Here is a 20528-nt window from a genome sequence, read left to right as displayed (position 1 = left end):
TTCGAAAAAATAAATGAAGCAAGGGACTGCTTCATTTATTCTTGAATCTTGGTCATTTCTTCCCTGGAGCATACATAGAAGATTCTCTTACGATCAAACGGTGGGGAATGACGAAACGGTTTGTATATCCGGCATCATTATCCGGCTTCTGGATGCTTTGGATCAGCACCTGGGAGGCCGTATAACCAAGATGATAAATACCGATGTCAATACTGCTGATCGGCGGGCTGGACAACTCCGAGAGCGGGATGTTGTTAAAGCTGACAATCGCCAGATCCTCGGGTACCTTGTATTTCAGTTCGTTCAGACCACGCAGTACTCCGAAAGAGACCATATCATCGACGGCAACGAGTGCTGTCGGGCGGTTCGGGAGATTCATAAAGAATGACATGGCCCGGTAGCCGCTATCCTGCAGAAATTCGCCTTCCACAATCCATTCCGTCCGCATCTCCAGACCGCTATTCAGCATAGCTTTGCGGTATCCTTCAAGACGGTCGCGTGAAACGATGAGATTAGGCGGCCCGCTGACAAAGCCGATGCGCTCATGACCCATAGAAATCAGATGGTTCGTAGCGTCAAAGGCTGCCATGACATTATCGTTATCCACGGATAATATATCCTCATAGCGGTCGCTTCGTCCAACAAGGACAAAGGGATAACCGCCGGATTCGAGAAAATCAATAACCGCATCATCTTTACGTGAGTACAGCAGAATAACGCCGTCTACCCGGCGCCCTTTGAGCAGGCGGGAGACAGCCTCCAGCTCTTCCTTCTCGTTCGCTCCGGAACTAATCAGTACATCATAGCCGGATCGGCTGGACTGGGTAACAATCCCGCGGATCAATTCCATAAAGAAGAGATTGGAGAAAAGCTCTTCAGCAGGCTTCGGCAAGATAATACAAATGCTGTTGGTCGTTTTCGAAACCAGGCTCTTAGCCATCATATTCGGAGTGTAGCCCATTTCCTCCATGATTACTTTAACTTTACGGGAAGTTTCTAGGCTGATTCTGGGATGGCCTGACAACACCCGGGATACAGTGGAGGGAGAAACTCCCGCTTTCTTAGCCACATCCTTAATGGTAACTGTCATAGAAACCTCCTTCATGGAACCGTTTGCTTTACAAAGTAATATTAATCGAAGTGCTGTTAATTGTAAATAGAGAAAGTCCTGCAGCAGGCTGTTTACAGGCGATTTTGGAGGAATAGCAAGGAAAAGCGGCCCATTATTGCATGTTTCTACAGAGAATTCGGCAGAACCGGAGAAAAGCGGTTGAATGGGAGCAAAGCCATGGCCAGAGAAGGGAAATCAGCCGAAATGAAGTGTGCAAACGGTTTTTGTTGAAAAATCATTTCAATAACTGGTCTAAGAGCCTTTTATCCTGTGCAACTATGTGCAACGGAATGAAATTATTTTCAGCGATAACTATGCCTTATTGCCATGCAATTAATAAAAATGCCTGTTGACAACGCTTTAATTTCCGGAATAATATGGTTAACAGAACTTAGAAGCGCTTACATGTGTTTGATTCGGGTTATTTTTGCTGTGCGCACAAAGGTTTGTTTACTTTAGGTCAGTAAACCTTTTATTGCAAACGTTTGCGCTAATGTTCTCTGGTTTCAATGAGCCGTTCAGCGAATATGAGAAGGAGGGCGTGGGCTTATTCAGGCCTAAGCAGCCGGACGACCGGAAGAGACGGTCAATTTAACATGAACGCAATACCCGCGCAACTGAAGGAAAACATCATTAGGGGGGGCTTGAAGGAATGAAGTTAGCTTTATGGAGCAAAAAGGCTTTTGCCGTCAGTATGATTGTTGTTCTAGTGTGCTCCTATTTTTCTTTTCCGGCATCAAAGGTGCAGGCTGCTGCAACCAAGGCATTTCTGGTCGGCACACTTCAGTCGGAATTGTCTACAGAGGCGAATCCTACGAATGACTGGAGTCCGGCAGCCACTGTAACGGAAATGACGTATACGGACAACGGCACTTATAAGTTTTCTGGTGTATTGCCTGCCGGAACCTATGAGTACAAGGTTGCGCTTAACGGCACCTGGGATGAGAGCTATGGGTTCAGCAGCTATACCAATCCCGGCGGGAAAGACAATGGCGGCAATATTGTTCTTACACTTGCTGCCGAGACAGCCGTAACCTTTTATTACAACTACATCACTAAGAAAATTGCAGATTCCACGTATTACACACCGCTTGCGCAAGATAAGCTGCCAAGGCTGGTTGGCTCTCTGCAGACAGAACTGGGGGATGCCAGTGATCATTCGGCGGCTGATGCCAAGACAATGCTTGCCGATACTAATTTTGATAATGTTTACGAAAATAGAGTGAATCTGCCTAAGGGCGATTATTCTTACAAGGTTTTTGTTCCGGGAACCGTTCCGGCCGAAGATCATTCCTATCCTGATACCAATCTGAACTTGAACCTACCGGCAGATCTGCCAGTGACCTTCCGCTACAATGCGCTGGATCACGGAGTAGATGCTACATTCACAGCTCCGGTAAATCCGGGAACCGTGAAGCCGATAGCTGAAGGAAGTATCCGGATTCACTACAGCCGTACTGCAGGTGATTATACCGACCAGGGCCTGTGGCTGTGGGATGATGTAGCGGCTGGCTCTGCGGGCTGGCCATCGGGTGCGACGGCATTTCCTGAAGGACAGACCGATTCCTATGGTGCCTATGTGGATATTCCGCTCAAAACCGGCGCCAAAAAAATCTCCTTCCTCGTCGTTAACCGCTCGAATGAAGCTAAAGACGGAGGAGATAAAACTTTTCTGATCAATACTCCGCAAACCAATGAAATCTGGATCAAACAAGGTTCGGATATGGTGACGCCTTATGAGCCGGTATCTCTACCTGCGAATACTGTCCGGATCCACTATATTAGAGCAGATAATAAGCAGAGCGACTACGGATTATGGCTGTGGGAGGATGTGGCAAAAGCGCCAAGCACCTGGCCGTCCGACGCAGTTCCTTTTCTGGCGGAGCATGTGGATCACTTTGGTGCATATACCGATATCACGTTGAAAGACAATGCGAAGAAGCTCGGTTTCCTCGTGGTGAAGCCTTCAAACGGAGATAAGGACGGCGGTGACAAAGCTTTTAGCCTGCTGGACCGCTACAATCAGCTGTGGATCAAAGAAGGCGATAATAATGTTTATGTCTCTCCGTTCGGCGAACAACCGGTGGGACTGGTATCGGCGGAAGTGCTGTCTGCCAGTAAAATCCTGCTCGGGTTTACTTTGACCGATGGTCTGGATGCTGCGGCACTCAAGAGTGCGATCACGGTGAAGGACAAAGAAGGGGCAACCGTCCCTGTGTCTGCCGTGAAGATTACAAGCACTACATCCATTGAACTCGATACCGCAACTTTTAATCTGGATAAAACACCGCTTAGCATTACTTATTCCGGCAAAACCGTATCCGCTTCCAGCGGCTGGAGAATGCTTGATGAGATGTACAATTACACAGGTGATGACCTTGGAGCGACCTATCATGCGGCTGACAAATCGGCCACGCTGAAGCTATGGGCACCTATGGCCAGCACGGTTGTGGCGAATGTGTACAATAAGTCCAACTCAGCCGAAGTTGTCGGCCGGGTAAGCCTGACCAAGGGGGAGCAAGGAGTCTGGTCAGCAGAGCTGACGTCCTCCGATATTACAGGAGTAAGTGGTGAGCAGGATGTCCGCGGCTACTACTACCAGTATGAGGTAACGAATAACGGGGTCATGAAGCAGGTACTAGATCCTTATGCCAAATCAATGGCCGTATTCACCGTTGATACTACAGGCGCAGCAGGTGCGGACGGAGATACCGTCGGCAAAGCGGCGATCGTTGACCTGAGCCGGACTAATCCAGACAGTTACCATGCAGCGGATATTGCAGGTTACGAGAAACGTGAGGATGCCGTTATTTATGAGGTGCATTTGCGCGACTTCACGTCTGATGTATCCATTGAGAGCAGCCTGGACGGCGAACGCTGGGGCTCCTATGCCGCTTTTGCCAAGAAACTCGATTATATTAAATCTCTGGGTGTTACCCACATTCAGCTGCTCCCGGTAATGGCTTGGTATTACGGGGATGAGACGAAAATGAATCAAAGAGAAACGGCCTATTCGGCCCAAAACAATGAGTACAACTGGGGATATGATCCGCAGAGCTATTTCTCCCCGGATGGTGCCTATTCACAGAATCCGGCAGATCCCGAAGAGCGGATCAAGGAACTGAAAGGCCTCATTGATGCTGTACATGAAGCCGGAATGGGTGTCATTCTGGACGTTGTGTATACGCATATGGCGAAGAAGGAATTCCTGAACGATATCGTGCCAAACTATTATGCGTTCCAGGATGCGGGCGGCAACTTTATCGGCGGTTTCGGCAACAACCTGGCAACGAATCACAAAATGGCGGAGAAGCTGATGGTGGATTCCGTCAAATACTGGTTCAGCGAATACAAAATAGACGGTATGCGCTGGGATATGATGGGCGATGCAACGCAGGATGCGGTGCAGGCGGCTTATGATGCTGCGGCGGCGATCAATCCTAAGGCACTGTTTATCGGAGAAGGCTGGGTCACCTTTGGCGGTGCAGCTTCCGATCCGTCGCTTGCAGGCAAGGGTGCCGATCAGCAGTGGATGGACAAAACGGACAGCGTCGGCGTGTTCTCCGATGAATTCCGCAATGAATTGAAATCAGGCTTTGGTTCGGAAGGAGAGCCGAGATTCATCACAGGCGGTGCGCGTTCCATTACGACCATCCTGAATAATATCAAGGCACAGCCGTCTAACATTCCTGCCGATGATCCGGGTGATGTAGTGCCGTATATCGAAGCCCATGATAATCTGACGCTGCATGATGTTATTGCACAGTCGATTAAAAAGGACCCGTCGATTCCCGCGAATGAGCTGGAAATCCAGCAGCGGATCAGGCTTGGCAACACGCTGGAGCTGACGTCACAGGGAACGGCTTTCCTGCAGGCGGGTCAAGAATATGGCCGTACGAAGCAGTGGCTGGGTAATGGCGTACCCGAGCAGAAATATACCGAGATGAAGGATGCCTCAGGCAAGTCTTTTGGCTACTTTATCCACGATTCTTATGATTCCTCTGATGCTATCAACAAGTTTGACTGGGCCAAAGCAACGGATAAAGTGAGCTTCCCGGTACAAAACACGACCAAAGATTATACTGCAGGGCTCATTGAGCTCAGAAGATCCACAGATGCGTTCCGTCTGGGTGACAAGAGCATGGTCGATTCCAATGTTACGCTGATCCAGGCACCGGAAGTAAAAGCGACTGATCTGGTGATCGGCTATAAGAACAAAGCAACAGACGGAACAGGCATCTATTATGTCTTTGTTAACGGAGACGATGAAGCAAGAACCCTTTCGCTGTCTGAGAATTTGACCGGTGGAACGGTGCTTGCCGATAACGATGAAGCGGGAACCACAGCTATCCCGGCTCAGGACCAGAGCGGGTTTACACTGACCGCTAATTCAATTCAGCTGCAACCCTTGACGGCCGTAATTATCCGGATGGATGCTGCGGCAGCAGTCTTCACTTCTGTGGAAGCAGACAGTACGGACTACTCCCTCCAGATCGGCACCACGCACCAGTCGGCTGTCTATGCCAAATATGATGACGGCAGCAAACGTAATATTACGAACACTGCAGTCTATGTTTCCGATAAACCGGATGTGGCAGCCGTAAATAGTAAAGGTGTAGTTACAGGGATAAAAGCCGGAACGGCTACGATTACGATCTCCTACGGCGGGCGTTCCGCGGCTGTAACCGTTAAAGTAGTCAAAGAGGCTGTAGACAACAAGCGCTATGTTGAATTTACCTATGTCCGCGATGACAAGGATTATACGGACTGGAACATCTGGGTCTGGAACACAGGTGCCAAGAATGACCAGATTGATTTCACGACCTTCAAAGACGGCAAGGCCAGCGTGCTGATTGAAGTAGCACAGAATGCTACAAGTGTAGGTTTTGTGCTCCGAAAAGGCACAGACTGGAATACTGGCAAACAGGATTATCCGGATGACCGTGTTATTCCACTGACCGCAGGCGAGCAATTCACCAAGGTTATTGTTACCAGTCAGGTGAAGGAGCTGGACATTAAGCCATTTATAAGCGGTCCGGTGATGAAGGACGGAACAATAACCTTCATGTACCGTGATGATGCGCTGTTCCGCAGCGGAAGCCAGGAAGGTATTGAGAAAGCCGCTGTTAAGGTGAACGGCACCGAATATCCGATGGTTTATGATGCTCAAAACGAATGGTTTACTTATGTACTGACAGGTGTGGAAGAAGGGATCTACAAGTATACCTTCCTGATTACCAAGGAGGGTGTTACCGAAGAGCTGACGGATCCGAAAAATACAGTGAACGGTGAATCAGCTGTGGTCTACCATAACCCTGATGTCACCATAACAGCAACCGTACAGCCACAAGCAGTGACTTCCAATGAAAATGCTGTAGTGACGGTCAAAGCGGCTTCTGCGGAAGAAGTGTCCTATCAGGCAGGCTACATGGATTTGACTGCTCTGGGTGGACCGGCGAAGGTTCAGCTTGATATGGGGCTGATGAAGCATACCATTGCCGTGAAAGACACGGTAGCGGCAGGGACCAAAACAGTTCCAATTACGCTGATTGATGAGTACGGCAACAGCCATACGGGTGCGGTAACGGTTGAGGTTAAAGCCAGAACGTATACCGGTGCTAAGCTCGACTTCGACTGGGATGAGGCGCGGATTTATTTTGCGCTGACGGACCGGTTTGCAGACGGCGATGCGGCCAACAATGAGAACGTGGACAAAACCCATCTGGAAGCCTATCATGGCGGAGATTTCCAGGGGATGATCGATCATTTGGATTATCTTCAGGAGCTTGGGATTAATACGCTGTGGATTACGCCGGTTGTCGACAACATCGATTTCAACAAAGGCATTGATTTCGGCGGCACACAGTATGCTTACCATGGCTACTGGGCCAAGGATTTCACCCAACTGGATGAGCATCTTGGCGATATGGCAACCTTCAAGGAACTGATTGAGAAGGCGCATGACAAGGGAATTAAAATTATGGTTGACGTTGTGCTGAATCATGCAGGCTACGGCCTTGAAGCAGGTGACAGCTATGAAGGTGTTACTGCAGCGGATAAAGCGCGCTTTGACGGCATGCTCCGTACAGACAATGTTTCAGCGGATACCGATCCGGTCAAGGGCAAGCTGGCGGGATTGCCGGACTTCAAGACAGAGGATCCTGCGGTACGCAAGCAAATTATCGACTGGCAGACAGGCTGGCTGGACAATGCGCGGACTGACCGCGGAGATACGATTGACTATTTCCGGGTAGACACCATTAAGCATGTGGAGAGTACGACCTGGAAAGCTTTCAAAAATGCACTGACTGCTATCGCCCCAAGCTTCAAGCTGGTCGGCGAATACTATGGCGGTACGATTGACGGTGACGGCGGCAATCTACAGTCCGGCCAAATGGACGGCTTGCTTGATTTTGGATTCAAGAATGCTGCCAAAAATTTCACCGACGGCAAAATCACGGATGTGGATGCTTATCTGCAAGACCGTGAATCTAAGTTAGACAACACTAAAACTATGGCCCAATTTCTGAGCAGCCATGACGAGAACGGCTTCCTCTCCGATTACGTGGGCGGAGATCAAGGCAAGCTGATGATCGCGGCAGCGCTGCAGATTACGGCGAAAGGCCAGCCGGTCATCTATTACGGGGAAGAGCTGGGCCGTTCCGGTAGCAATGCCGGGGATATGTCCAAGGGAGAGTTCAGCGAGAACCGCGGAGATATGCCGTGGGATCAGCTGACAGCGGGGCAGGGGCTTCATGACCACTATCAGAAGCTGCTGAATATCCGGGCCCAGTATTCCAAAGTATTCTCCAAAGGCACGCGCACGAAGCTGGCCGGTTCGGATGATCTGGGATATCTTGCCTTTAACAAACAGTATGACAATGTGAATGTTATTACAGTAATCAATACAGGAAAAGATGCTTTGACGGTAAGTATACCGGTGCCGTTTGCCGCAGCTGCAGTTGTAAAAGATGAATACAGCGGCAAAACGTATACGGTGTCTGGTGATCAGAAGGTGACTATTGATCTTCCAGGCAGAGATGAAGGCGGAACGGTTATTCTGGCAGCAGTGCCAGTAACACTTCCGGGATCAATCCCTGGTTCCGTACCTGCGGCAACACCTGCTGCCGGCACACAAACAATTAGTCCAGACAGTCTAAAAGCCGGCAAGGACGGCAAGGTTACAATTGATGTTGCTGCATCCGCATCATCGGTACTGCTGCCGATTCAGGCTGCAGCAGCACTCGGCACGAATGATCTCGTTCTACACCTGGGTGAGCTCTCGGTGACCCTGCCTAGTGAAGTATTGCACGGGCTTCAGTCATCCCTGAACGGATCGGATGCGGAAGGTGCGCAGATTCTATTCGGCACAGCCCCGCTTCAGGACGGAGCAGTGAATAGCCTGCTGAGCGGGCTGAACGGGAACAATACCCGTGTGACCGCGGCCTCAAAAGTATATGATTTTTCACTGTCCGTGCTTAAAAAGGACGGCACACGCATTCCTGCAACTTCATTTGCAGCTCCGGTTGAGCTTACACTTAAGTTCAGCGGGAATGTAAATACAGAGTTGCTTGGAATTTACTTTGTAGGTGATAATAACTCACTCGAGTATGTGGGCGGAACTGTGAACGGGGATCAAATTACAGCAGAGGTAACGCATTTCAGTAAATACGCGGCACTTGAGCTGAATAAGTCCTTTAAGGACGTTCCGGCTCTGCATTGGGCAGCTCAAGCGGTTAAATCGCTCAGTGCGAAACAAATTATAACAGGTGTGACAGCATCCGAATTCAAACCGGATGTAAGTGTCACCCGTGCGGAATTTACCGCCTTGCTGATTCGTGCACTGGGAATCAAAGCGGAAGGGCAAGCTTCATTCAGCGATGTCAGTGGAGATGCCTGGTATGCTTCTTATGTGGCGGCAGCTGTCAGCCAAGGCATTGTTTCCGGACGCAGCGCTGATGTCTTTGCTCCGAATGCTGCAATCAGCCGCGAGGAGATGGCAGTTATGGTGATCCGTGCGCTGGAAGTGAAGCAGGGCAAGAAAACTAGCCCAGGCTCCTCATCTGTAGCTTTCACAGATGCCGGTACCATCAGTTCATGGGCAGCAGACTATGTAAACACTGCGGCTGAGCTTGGGCTGGTAGAGGGCAGAGAGAACAAGCAATTTGCGCCTAAGGCAATGATGACCCGCGCAGAAAGCGCACAGGTTATTTACAAATTGTTAGCTGAATAAGTTTCCGGTTAACGCCAAACGGCACTCTTCATAGGGATGAAGAGTGCCGTTTTTGTGTTTGTATTTGTTAAGAGATTACAGAATTGCTTTAACGGCGGTATAACCATACGCCGGAAGCTTGATGGTGAGCTTGCCCCGTTCAGCCCGCAGGGAATCGCCGGTGAACAGATCCTGCCAATCCCGCTCTTCTACATCGAGCCGGAAGGTCTGGGCGGTTTCTTCTGTATTCATAAGAACAATAATGACTTCATCGCCTAGGCTGCGCTCAAAGGCGAGTTTGCTTCCATCGCGGCCGGCTTCAAGGAATGTGAAGGAGCCGCTGCGCAGTGCAGGATGATTGCCGCGGATTTCGATCAGCTTGCGGTAGAAGCTGAACAGGTCGTGGTCCTGCTTCTCGGGATCCCATTCCATACATTTGCGGCAGCCCGGATCATTCTCTCCGTCCATACCGAATTCATCTCCGTAGTAGATACAAGGTGTGCCCATAAAGGTGAACTGGAACAGCACAGCCTGCTTGAACTTCTTTTTGTCGCCGCCGGCAAGGGTTAAGAGGCGCGGCGTATCGTGGCTGTCCAGCAGGTTGAAGGCCACCTCGCTGGCTTGCAGCGGATAGCGTGAGAGCTGTTTGCCGATTGCATTGGCGAAGCCTTCCGCATCTAGCGAGCTGTTGACGAAGAAATCCAGAACGGCATCGGTGAACGGGTAGTTCATCACGGCGTCGAATTTGTCGCCTTCCAGCCAAGGAGCAGATTCATGCCAGATTTCGCCTAGAATATAAGCTTCCGGATTGGCACTCTTCACGACCTTGCGGAATTCGCGCCAGAAGCCGTGATCTACTTCGTTGGCTACATCCAGGCGCCAGCCGTCGATACCGACCTCTTTGATCCAGTATTCTGCAACCTTCAGGAGGTATTCTTTTACTTCAGGGTTCTCAGTGTTGAGTTTCGGCATATGCGGCTCAAATGAAAAAGCATCATAGTTCGGGATGTTGTCCACTACCTGAAGCGGGAATTCACGGACATGGAACCAGTCTTTGTAGCGGGAGTTCTCCCCATGCTCCAGCACATCCAGGAACGGGGCAAAGGTTCTGCCGGAATGGTTGAATACGGCGTCCAGCAGGACGCGGATACCGCGTTCATGGCAAGCATCAACGAGCTTTTTGAGGGTCTCCACATCGCCGAAATGAGGGTCAACCTTCATATAGTCCTCGGTATCATATTTATGATTAGTGGTGCCGGCAAATATAGGCGTAAAATAGATTCCGTTAATTCCGAGCTCTGTCAGATGATCCAAGTGATCTATCACACCCTGCAGGTCTCCGCCAAAGAAATTCTCAGGTGTGGGCGTTCCGCCCCACGGCTGCACATTGTCCGGGTTCAGGCTGGCATCCCCGTTGGCAAAACGCTCGGGAAAGATTTGATAAAAGACCGCATCCTTGACCCAAGCCGGAGGGGTGAAGACATCCCCGCGGTTAATGTAAGGGAATTCGAAGAGGCGGTTTGGATTCGCGGGGCGTTCGGTTTGGAAGTCGCTTTCGGTCATCCAGATCCGTTCGTGGCCCTTTTGCAGCAGGAAGCCGTATTTAAGCCGGCGGTACAGGGGAACGGATTCACATTCCCAGTAATCGAACATTGCATCGCTGGTAAAAAGCTTCATCGGGATCAGCTCTTTTGTAGTATCCCATGCATATTTATCCCCGGCCCAGGCAAATACTTCTGTTAGATCACCTTTTTTGGCGCGCAGGCGAAGGTGGATGGTTTCGTAATCGTAGGCATAAGACCAATTTAAGCGCGGGCGGTGATATACTGCTTCTAATAACATGATAATTCCTCCTAAAAGTTTTGTTAGCATAGCATCCATGAATTCCTTCGGACAAAACGGCTACGGAAGCATACACTTAAGTTTTGTGAGCATTTTCATCAAATAGAGATATAAGGATGAATTGGCGCAGAAATGGATGCCTTGCCAGACAAGGCACTGGCTTTGTGCCACATTTGCACACATTGAACCTGAAATCCGCCCATAGCAAAAAGGCACAACCCTAGCGAAAAGCGTGTCCGAGGTTGTCCCTGATCAGTAACATTGCCTTTTAATTGTATTAGAACAAGGGGCTATGCTTCGATTGCTGCTGTCGGCAGGACTGGCTGCTCATAATGGTTTGGATTATAGCACGGAATATTAGGTCATTCAATACTATTGTACAAACCATTGCACAAATCTTCACAAGCGATAAGTACGTTTGAAAAAAGGGAAACCGGTACCTTCAACCTCAATTTTAAGGAAAAGAATAGGGATAGTGGCAAATAAGTGTTCAATGTTGTATGTAAGTCTGAGTAAATAAGAGTAATTGTGTGAAAAAGGAAGGGATATATTGCTTACATTCTTATTTTAACGGAATATGGTCAAATACACTATGTGCAAACGTTTTAACAATTAACCTGACTGTTGTATTATGAATTTAGGAATGAAGCGCTTTCTAGAACTTGTTGAAGCGTATTCAGAAGGATGGTTCGTAGATAGGCACATTTTTTTTGGATCCTCTGAAATCGTTTGCGCATGTTCTGCAGCATCATCTTAAGCACAAAAATGATATACAAAATCGGGAGGGGTTAAAGTAATGAAGTTGAAAAAACTCATGGTTCTCACCGCGGCATTCTCAATGGCAATGTCCATCACAGCATGCGGCAACAACAACAATAACGGGGGAAATGCAGCAGCAACAAATGCGCCTGCAGATAATGCGGCAGCAACAGATAATGCGGCTGCTACTAACAGCGGCAACGCTACTGCAACAACTGATGAAATTGTACCGGAAGACGGTGCTTCTCTGGTTGTGTGGGAAAGTAAAGAAGAAAGACCTTTTGCAGAAGAAATGGCTAAGCAGTTTACTGCTAAATACAACGTTCCAGTGAAGATTGAAGAGGTAGCACCACCGGATCAAGTGGGTAAGCTGACTCAGGACGGTCCTTCCGGCCTCGCTGCTGACGTTATCCTGATTCCTCACGATAACCTTGGTAAAGCTGCAAGCGCCAGCCTGCTGCTTCCAAATGATATCTTTGGTGAACAGACCAAAGCCGAAAATACTGAAGCTTCAATCGTAGGTTCCTCCTACGACGGCGAATTGTACGGTTACCCAAGAGCAGCAGAAACTTATGCCCTTTACTACAACAAATCGCTTGTAAAAGAAGCGCCTAAATCCTTCGATGACGTTCTTGCCTTCAGCAAAACGTTCACTGATAAATCCAAGAACAAATACGGAATTATGTGGGAAGTCGGCAACATGTACTACGGCTACACTTTCATTGCGACTACCGGCGGTTACCTGTTTGGTAAAGACGGTACAGATAAAGACGATATCGGCCTGAACAACGCAGGTGCGATCGAAGGTCTGACTGCATTTGCTAAATTGAAAGAAGCTCTGCCAATCAAGAGCGGCGACATTAACGCTGATATTAAACGCAGCTTGTTCACCACTGGCGACGTAGCTATGGACATCACTGGTCCTTGGGAACTTGCAGCTTACAAAGAAGCGCTTGGCGACAACCTGGGAATCGCTCCGGTTCCAACAATCAACGGCAAAACAGCAATCACCTTCTCCGGTATCAAAATTTTCGCAGTTAACGCATACACTCAATATCCGAATGCAGCTAAGCTGTATGCACGTTTTGCTTCCAGCAAAGATGCACAGCTGACACTGAACAAGCTGATTGGTTCGGTTCCTACGAATAACGAAGCTTTGGCAGATGCGCAAATCACTAGCGATCCTTATGTATCCGCATTTGCTGCACAAGCTAAGAGCTCACAGCCAATGCCTTCCATCCCAGAAATGGGTAACGTATGGAGCCCGGTAAATGCAGCCCTTCCGGAAATTTGGGATAACAACGCTGATCCTAAAGCGGCTATGGATAAAGCGGTGCAACAGATTAAAGACCTTAACAATGGTGCTACCAAGTAATTCGGATATTCCAGTAAGGAACAACCAATAGCAAACTGTGGAATCAAATCGCCCGCCGAAGCTTCACCGGCGGGCAGTTTCCTGAATTCCGCGCGGAGAGGAGAACGGAAGGGAAATGCAGCGACACCGTACGAGAGCCGCAATACTGTCGACTATTTTTATGGGATTGGGACAAATATATAACCGCCAATTCATTAAAGGACTTATCTTTTTAGCTGTAGAGGCCTTGAGCCTTATCTATTTTGTTAATAAGTTGGGAAGAGCCTTTTGGGGCATTTTCACGCTTGGAGATTCTCCGAGCCGTCTGGAAAAAGTTAAAGGCATCGCCAAAATGGTCCCGGGTGACCACTCCATCGTCATTCTGATTGAGAGTCTGATTACCCTGATGTTTTTTGCAATCATTCTGATCGCTTGGTATATGAACATTAGAGATGCTTATAAGACTGGTGCTGAACGCGAAGCCGGTCTTGAGTCGAATACATTTAAACAAACGGTACGATATATCCTCGATTATAAATTTGCCCAGAGCTTTTTGATTCTTCCGGGAATGGGCATTCTGTTCTTTACCATTATGCCGATTATCTTCATGATCATGCTGGCATTTACAAACTTTGCCGCACCTGATCATATTCCGCCGGCCAAACTGGTGGACTGGGTCGGTTTTGAAACCTTCCGCAACCTGCTATTCCTGAAATCATGGAGCCATACCTTCTATGGGGTATTAACGTGGACGATTGTATGGGCGGTTCTTTCAACTGTGACCACTTATTTCGGCGGTTTGCTTGTGGCACTTTTGGTAAACCAGCGGGGCATCCGTTTCAAAGGCTTTTGGAGAATTATCCTGATCGTTCCTTATGCTGTACCGCAAATGATCTCCCTCCTGCTCATGCGCAACCTGTTCAACGGGCAGTTTGGTCCGATTAACCAGTACCTCGGTTATTTCGGAATGGGCAGCCTGCCATGGCTGACTGACCCGTTCTGGGCTAAAGTGACGGTTATCATCGTAAATATGTGGGTAGGTATCCCGGTATCCATGCTGCTTATTATGGGGGTGCTGACCACCATTCCGCGCGATATGTATGAAGCGGCTGAAGTGGACGGCGCAACCAATTATCAGAAATTCCGGATTATCACACTTCCAATGGTGCTGTTCTCCACTGCACCTACGCTGATCATGCAGTTTGCCGGCAATATCAATAACTTTAATGCGATTTACCTGCTTACAGGCGGTAATCCGGTCAACGGTAACTACCAGTACGCGGGTTCAACGGACCTGCTGGTTACATGGCTCTACAAATTAACAGCAGATCAGAACAAAAATAATATGGCTTCCGCGATTGGGATCATTCTCTTTATTATTGTCGCCGGGTTCTCCCTGTACAATTACCGCCGGACCAAGTCATTTAAAGAGGAGGACATGATCCAATGAATATAGGACGCAAACTTGCGAACGTTGTTCGCCTGGCTGTTAGCTACATCATTCTGATCGTGCTGGCGGTTGCTGCGCTGTATCCGGCGCTCTGGATTCTTCTGGCCTCTTTCCGTCCGGGCAAATCGTTGTACAGCAAAACGTTGATTCCCGAACATTTTACCCTGGCTCATTATAAAGAACTGTTTACTTCGCCGGTCTATATGTTCGGCACCTGGTACGCCAACACGCTGAAGATCGCAGTGTTTTCGATGCTGATCGGTGTGGTGCTGACCTTGCTGACGAGTTACGCGCTGTCCAGATTCCGGTTTAAAAGCCGCAAAACTACAATGTCGACGCTGCTCATTCTCGGGATGTTCCCGGGCTTCATGAGTATGATTGCCATCTACCTGCTGCTAAAGGAATTCAATCTGCTTGATACACACTTGGCCCTAATTATTGTGTACGCGGCAGGTGCTCCGCTTGGCGGAACACTGATTGCCAAAGGCTTCCTGGATACGATACCGCGTTCACTGGATGAGGCGGCCCGGATCGACGGAGCGAGTAACTTCGGGATTTTTGCCCGGATCATTCTCCCGCTGTCCCGTCCGATGATTACGTATATGGCGCTCACGCAGTTTGTCGGCCCATGGGTCGATTTCATCTTTGCGAAGCTGGTACTCCGGACCAAGGAAAACTGGACGGTTGCTGTAGGGATGTGGGATATGGTCAACAGCCAGCAGAATACGAACTTCACGCTGTTCGCTGCAGGTGCTGTAATGATCTCCGTGCCGATCATGATCCTGTTCGGTTTCCTCCAGCGGATGCTGGTAGACGGTTTGACTGCAGGGGCCAGCAAAGGATAATTATGTAGGGTTCATCATTTCAATGAAAACTAAGGTACAGCCTTTATGCAGTCTAGTAAGGGTTGTGCCTTTTTATTTTGCTAAGAGGAGAGAACGTAATGAAAGGGCAGCAAAAGTTCAGATTCAAATCAGTGGGCGTCAAATTGTTTGTCATTCTCTTCTGTACGATTGTCTTGTTATCCTCAGTCCTTGGATTAACCTCTTACTATACCGCCAAAGGAATTATTACAGACGAGGTTGCTGCTGCTTCCTCCCAGTCGGTTGTGCAGGCAGCGGACAAGCTGGATTTTCTGTTCGCAGAGTATGAAGCGCTTTCCAGACAATTTGCTGTCGATTCCATCCTGAAGGCAGATATGGAGACGGTGAATAATGCAGCAGCCGGAACTGTCGCCAAGGTTGCCGCTGAGGACCGGATCCGCCGCAAGCTCGATTCCGTAAGAGGCTCTGATGAGCGGCTAATGGCAATCCGGCTCGTATCTAAAAGCCTGGTGGATGCAGAATCCTACAAATCGACCGGAATCAGTGCGGTCCGCAGTGATGAAGGGATTCAGGCGAGAATGAAGGAGATTGATGCAGGCAAAGGAAATCCTGTATGGTTCCCGGTTCGGGCCAAAGGGTTCTTTGATTCTTACAGCGAGTCTTCCATGACTATGGGCCGGCTGCTGCGCAATATCCAGAACCCTGAAGCAGAGTATTATATGCTGATTGAGATTAAGGGCAGTGCCTTAACGGATGTGCTGTCTAACCTGCATATCGGGGAGACCGGAGAAATCCGCATTCTTGACCCTGCGGGGAACATTGTCTACGGTAAGGATAATGAATTGCTTGGGCAATCTTCATACATAAAGGTGGATGCTGGACAGACAGCGGGTGAGGAGCATTCCTTCACCTCAGACAACGAGCAGGGCGTATCCCAACTGGTTGTATACCAGCCGCTGGCAACGGCGGACTGGACGATTCTTGGTTATGCGCCGGTCAGTGATTTTACCAAATCAGCAGACAGGCTGCTCTACATTACATTATCCGTTGTGCTGGCGGCAGCCTTAATTGCACTGCTGATTGGTTATGTACTGGTTCGCCTGATCGGCCGTCCGCTGGGCAAGCTTGCCAGTCTGATGGAAGAAGGCGAGCGGGGCAATCTGCAGGTGCGGACGAATTTTAAAGGCCAGGACGAAATCGGGCGGGTCGGACACAGCTTCAATAGAATGATGGAGCAGATCTCTCTGCTCGCTGGTCAAAGCGGATTGTCGGCGACGGAAGTGCTGGCAACTTCGGAGCAGCTGGTCAAGGCTTCCGGTGCTACCTCAACCCATGCCAAAGAGGTGGCCGCAGCAACGGGTGAGATTGCCGAGGGGGCAGCGAGTCTGGCAGCTGAAGCGGAGAGCAGCAACCGCAATGTGGAGCTGATGGGCGGAAAAATGAACGAGGTGGCTAAGATTAACTCGATCATGGATAACTCGGCGGAGCGGGTAATAGCGGTAAGTGACCAGGGTGCGGAGCTGATGAAAAATCTTGTCACGCAAAGTGAATCTACCATGCAGATGATGGAACTGATTCAGGAGAACTCTGCGATGCTCCAGGAGAGCACGCATTTGATCCGCAGTATTCTCAGCCCGATGATTGCGGTTAACAAGCAGACCAATATTCTAGCACTGAATGCTTCTATTGAAGCCGTCCGTGCCGGGGTGGCTGGGAGAGGATTCCTCGTTATTGCCGATGAGATCAGGGGACTGGCTAACCAGTCCAACGAGTCTATTCAATCGGTGTCCAGAATTACAGAAGAAATTAGCCGCCATATCGATAATACAGTCAAGGTTGTGAGTGAGGCTGGCCCGCTGTTCCGCGAGCAGATTACGTCAGTACGGGAATCTTCGGTTATTTTTGAAAGCGTACGGGGGGAGATGGAAGAATTCCTTGGGCTGATCAGCCAATCCTCCGTTTCTGTCTCTGAGTTGAACGATTTCCAGCGCCAGCTTGGTGAATCCATGGCTAGTGTGATTTCGGTGGTGCAGCAGACGAGCGCTTCCACACAGGAGGTGGCTTCGATGTCTTCACAGCAGTTCATTGTCAGCGAAGAGCTCGTAGCTCTCTCGGCGAAGCTGGAAGAGCTGGCTGAGAATTTGCAGCAATCGCTCGTATCTTTTCAGGGATAAACTGCCATATAGCGTAGTGATGGTGGTATCCGCTAATTTCAAATGAACGTTAACCAAGCCTCTGCGTACCGTAATTCATTTACGGAAGCGCGGAGGTTTTGCTTGTCTGCCGGGACGCTTCTTGCCGGGAAACATATCACAGGATACACTAGTCCTATTGAAGCCGGACCGGTGTAATTAAATTACCTATTACCGCCAAGTGGAAGGGAGTGAAGGATTTGCCGGAGCTTAATGGAAGCCTCTTTCAACCGCAGCTGCTGGAGGGAGAGTACAGTCCGCATTTTTTTGCCTACTATTATAAACAGTGGAATCATTACACGATGCCTTACCATCAGCATAACTCGACGGAAATCATGTATGTTATCTCCGGAAGCTGTGCGGTGGATGTGCGCAGCGGTTCAGGAAGCGAGGAACGGTTCATCCTGAAACGCAGTGAGCTGATTATGCTCGATGCTAATGTTCCGCATAGGCTGATTGTTGAAGAGGACAATGCCTGCCGGATGCTGAATGTGGAATTCGGCTTCGCGGACTATGCAGGTGTGGCCCCTTCGCTAAGCAGGCTCGCCAAGGAGGAAGAGTCTCTTGCTGAACTGCTGCGGAATCCCTTCACGAGCCTGGTGCTGGCTGATCCGGAGGAAGTCTTACATGTGCTTAAAGCGCTGGTGCTGGAACTGGATCAGCACGGCAAGGACGGAGGAAGTATGGTCCGGCTGCTGTTTGCTGAGCTGCTGCTGCGAATCTCCAGGCTGCACCGGGAACGGCTGCTTGCCAGCCAGCAGCCCTCACAGCTCTATGTGCGAAGAGCCATTGAATTCCTGCATCAGAACTATGACCACAGCATCCAGGTCAAGGAGATCGCGGCAGCCGTAAATGTGCATACCGGATATCTGCACCGGATCTTTAAGAAGCAGACGGGCCGTACCCTGACCGATTATTTGAATATGTTGCGGATGGAGAAGGCCAAGATGCTGCTTGCGCAAAGTGAAATTCCGGTTGCAGATATCGCCGATTATGTCGGCATCAGCAGCAGGCAGTATTTTCATCTTCTGTTCAAAAAGTATGCCAGCATGACTCCAGTCGAATACCGTAATTCCATCGAGCGCTACTCCTGGAGCGACATCACCCGCTTTTCAGATGAAAGGTGAGAATTGTTGACACCCTGCCCGGAAAGTGGTCATGATATTGGTTACGCTTCCCTTCGCCTCCTTGCTACAATGGACAGGAATAACCAATCCACTTACGGAGGCTGATAGCCATGTCTTTTAAAGTCACATTCATCGGGGCTGGGAGCATTGGGTTTACCCGCGGACTGCTGCGCGACCTGCTGACAGTACCGGAATTCCGCGATATTGAAGTATCCTTCATGGATATTAACAGCCATAATCTGCAGATGGTCACCGAGTTGTGCCAGCGGGATATCACAGAGAATGGACTGTCTATACAGATTAAACCAACTACGGACCGCAGAGAAGCGCTGAAGGATGCCAAGTACGTATTTTGCACAATCCGCATGGGCGGGCTGGAGGCTTTTGCAACGGATGTGGATATTCCGCTGAAGTATGGGGTGGATCAATGCGTAGGGGATACGCTGTGTGCGGGCGGCATTATGTATGGGCAGCGGGGGATCGCCGAGATGCTGGAAATTTGCCGGGATATCCGGGAAGTCGCTCTCCCGGATGTCCTGCTGCTTAATTACTCGAACCCTATGGCGATGCTGACCTGGGCCTGCAATAAATACGGCGGGGTCCGTACGATCGGCTTATGCCATGGTGTGCAGCACGGTCATCATCAGATTGCCGAAGTCTATGGGCTGGAGAAGTCTGAGGTAGATATTATCTGCGCCGGGATCAATCACCAGACCTGGTACATCTCTGCGAAGCATCAGGGTAAGGATCTGACGGCAGGTCTGCTTGCGGCGTTTGAGCAGCATCCGGAATTCAGCCGTACCGAAAAAGTGCGGATCGATATGCTGCGCCGGTTCGGGTACTACAGTACGGAATCGAACGGACATTTAAGCGAGTATGTACCCTGGTACCGAAAGCGCAGCGCTGAAATTATGGACTGGATTGATCTGGGAAGCTGGATTAACGGAGAGACAGGCGGCTACCTGCGGGTGTGTACAGAAGGGCGTAACTGGTTCGAGACTGATTTTCCTAACTGGATGAAAGAGCCGGCACTGGAATACACAGCGGAGAACCGAGGGGAAGAGCATGGCTCATATATTATTGAAGGACTTGAGACTGGCCGCGTCTACCGGGGGCATTTCAACGTGGTGAATCATGGCGTGATTTCCAATCTGCCGGAGGATGCGGTGATCGAAGCACCAGGCTATGTGGACCATAATGGCATCTCCATGCCACTGGTCGGTGAACTTCCGCTCGGACCGGCTGCGGTATGCAATGTCAGCATATCTGTACAGCGGCTCGCCGTCGAAGCCGCCGTGCATGGCGATGATCAGCTGCTGCGGCAGGCATTCATGATGGACCCGCTGGTCGGCGCGGTCTGTAGTCCGCCGGAAATCTGGCAGATGGTGGATGAGATGCTTGTCGCTGGAGAGCCGTGGCTGCCGCAGTATGCAGTTGCCATTGCCGAAGCCAAAGAGCGGCTGGCATCAGGCAACCTGATTCCTACCCGGACGGATAATGAAGGGGCGGCCAGGCTAAAGGTGAAGTCCGTGGAAGAAATGCAGCTCGATCGCGCTGCCGCGAATAAAAACGCCGGTGAATCCGATAAGGGCAAGGACCGGGAAAAAGTACGCTAGTATATAGAATGGGCCAGTATAGAGAATCAGCTTCCGGCCTT

9 protein-coding genes are annotated in these 20528 nt (G+C 49.8%); 7 read left to right on the top strand and 2 right to left on the bottom strand.

The window, feature by feature from the left end; all coding sequences use genetic code 11:
* Positions 1-52: 52 nt before the first annotated feature.
* Positions 53-1090: a LacI family DNA-binding transcriptional regulator gene (locus L6H70_RS12935; protein ID WP_236333646.1), complete on the bottom strand. Its 1038-nt coding sequence runs from the start codon at positions 1088-1090 to the stop codon at positions 53-55.
* 673 nt (positions 1091-1763) lie between these two features.
* On the opposite strand from L6H70_RS12935, the gene L6H70_RS12930 reads away from it, so the two are divergent.
* The gene (locus L6H70_RS12930) at positions 1764-9344 is read left to right on the top strand and encodes a pullulanase (protein WP_236333644.1); all 7581 of its coding nucleotides are present in this window, start codon (positions 1764-1766) and stop codon (positions 9342-9344) included.
* Positions 9345-9419: 75 nt separating this feature from the next.
* Here L6H70_RS12930 and L6H70_RS12925 read toward each other — a convergent pair whose 3' ends face one another.
* Positions 9420-11165: an alpha-glycosidase gene (locus L6H70_RS12925; RefSeq protein ID WP_236333642.1), complete on the bottom strand. Its 1746-nt coding sequence runs from the start codon at positions 11163-11165 to the stop codon at positions 9420-9422.
* A gap of 796 nt (positions 11166-11961) precedes the next feature.
* Here L6H70_RS12925 and L6H70_RS12920 point away from each other — a divergent pair.
* The 6 genes from L6H70_RS12920 to melA all read left to right on the top strand — a co-directional run bounded on the left by L6H70_RS12920 (position 11962) and on the right by melA (position 20487).
* A complete protein-coding gene (locus L6H70_RS12920; protein WP_236333640.1) occupies positions 11962-13299 on the top strand; it encodes a sugar ABC transporter substrate-binding protein in 1338 nt (445 codons plus the stop codon).
* Positions 13300-13414: 115 nt separating this feature from the next.
* Positions 13415-14728 carry a carbohydrate ABC transporter permease gene (locus tag L6H70_RS12915; RefSeq protein WP_236333639.1) on the top strand — a complete coding sequence of 438 codons (1314 nt, stop codon included), beginning with the start codon at positions 13415-13417 and terminating at the stop codon, positions 14726-14728.
* On the top strand, positions 14725-15573 hold the full coding sequence (locus tag L6H70_RS12910; protein ID WP_236333637.1) for a sugar ABC transporter permease: 849 nt from the start codon (positions 14725-14727) through the stop codon (positions 15571-15573). The genes L6H70_RS12915 and L6H70_RS12910 overlap by 4 nt, the downstream gene beginning before the upstream one ends.
* Before the next feature lie 98 nt (positions 15574-15671).
* The gene (locus L6H70_RS12905) at positions 15672-17726 is read left to right on the top strand and encodes a methyl-accepting chemotaxis protein (protein ID WP_236333634.1); all 2055 of its coding nucleotides are present in this window, start codon (positions 15672-15674) and stop codon (positions 17724-17726) included.
* A gap of 218 nt (positions 17727-17944) precedes the next feature.
* A complete protein-coding gene (locus tag L6H70_RS12900; RefSeq protein WP_236334036.1) occupies positions 17945-18871 on the top strand; it encodes an AraC family transcriptional regulator in 927 nt (308 codons plus the stop codon).
* 110 nt (positions 18872-18981) lie between these two features.
* Positions 18982-20487, top strand: coding sequence for an alpha-glucosidase/alpha-galactosidase (gene melA, locus L6H70_RS12895; protein ID WP_236333632.1), 1506 nt, complete (start codon positions 18982-18984; stop codon positions 20485-20487).
* Positions 20488-20528 lie beyond the last annotated feature (41 nt).

Source organism: Paenibacillus auburnensis (assembly GCF_927798115.1).
Classification (GTDB): domain Bacteria; phylum Bacillota; class Bacilli; order Paenibacillales; family Paenibacillaceae; genus Paenibacillus_AQ; species Paenibacillus_AQ auburnensis.
Note: the sequence above shows the minus strand (reverse complement) of the source record. Positions and strands in the feature narration are given on the sequence as shown.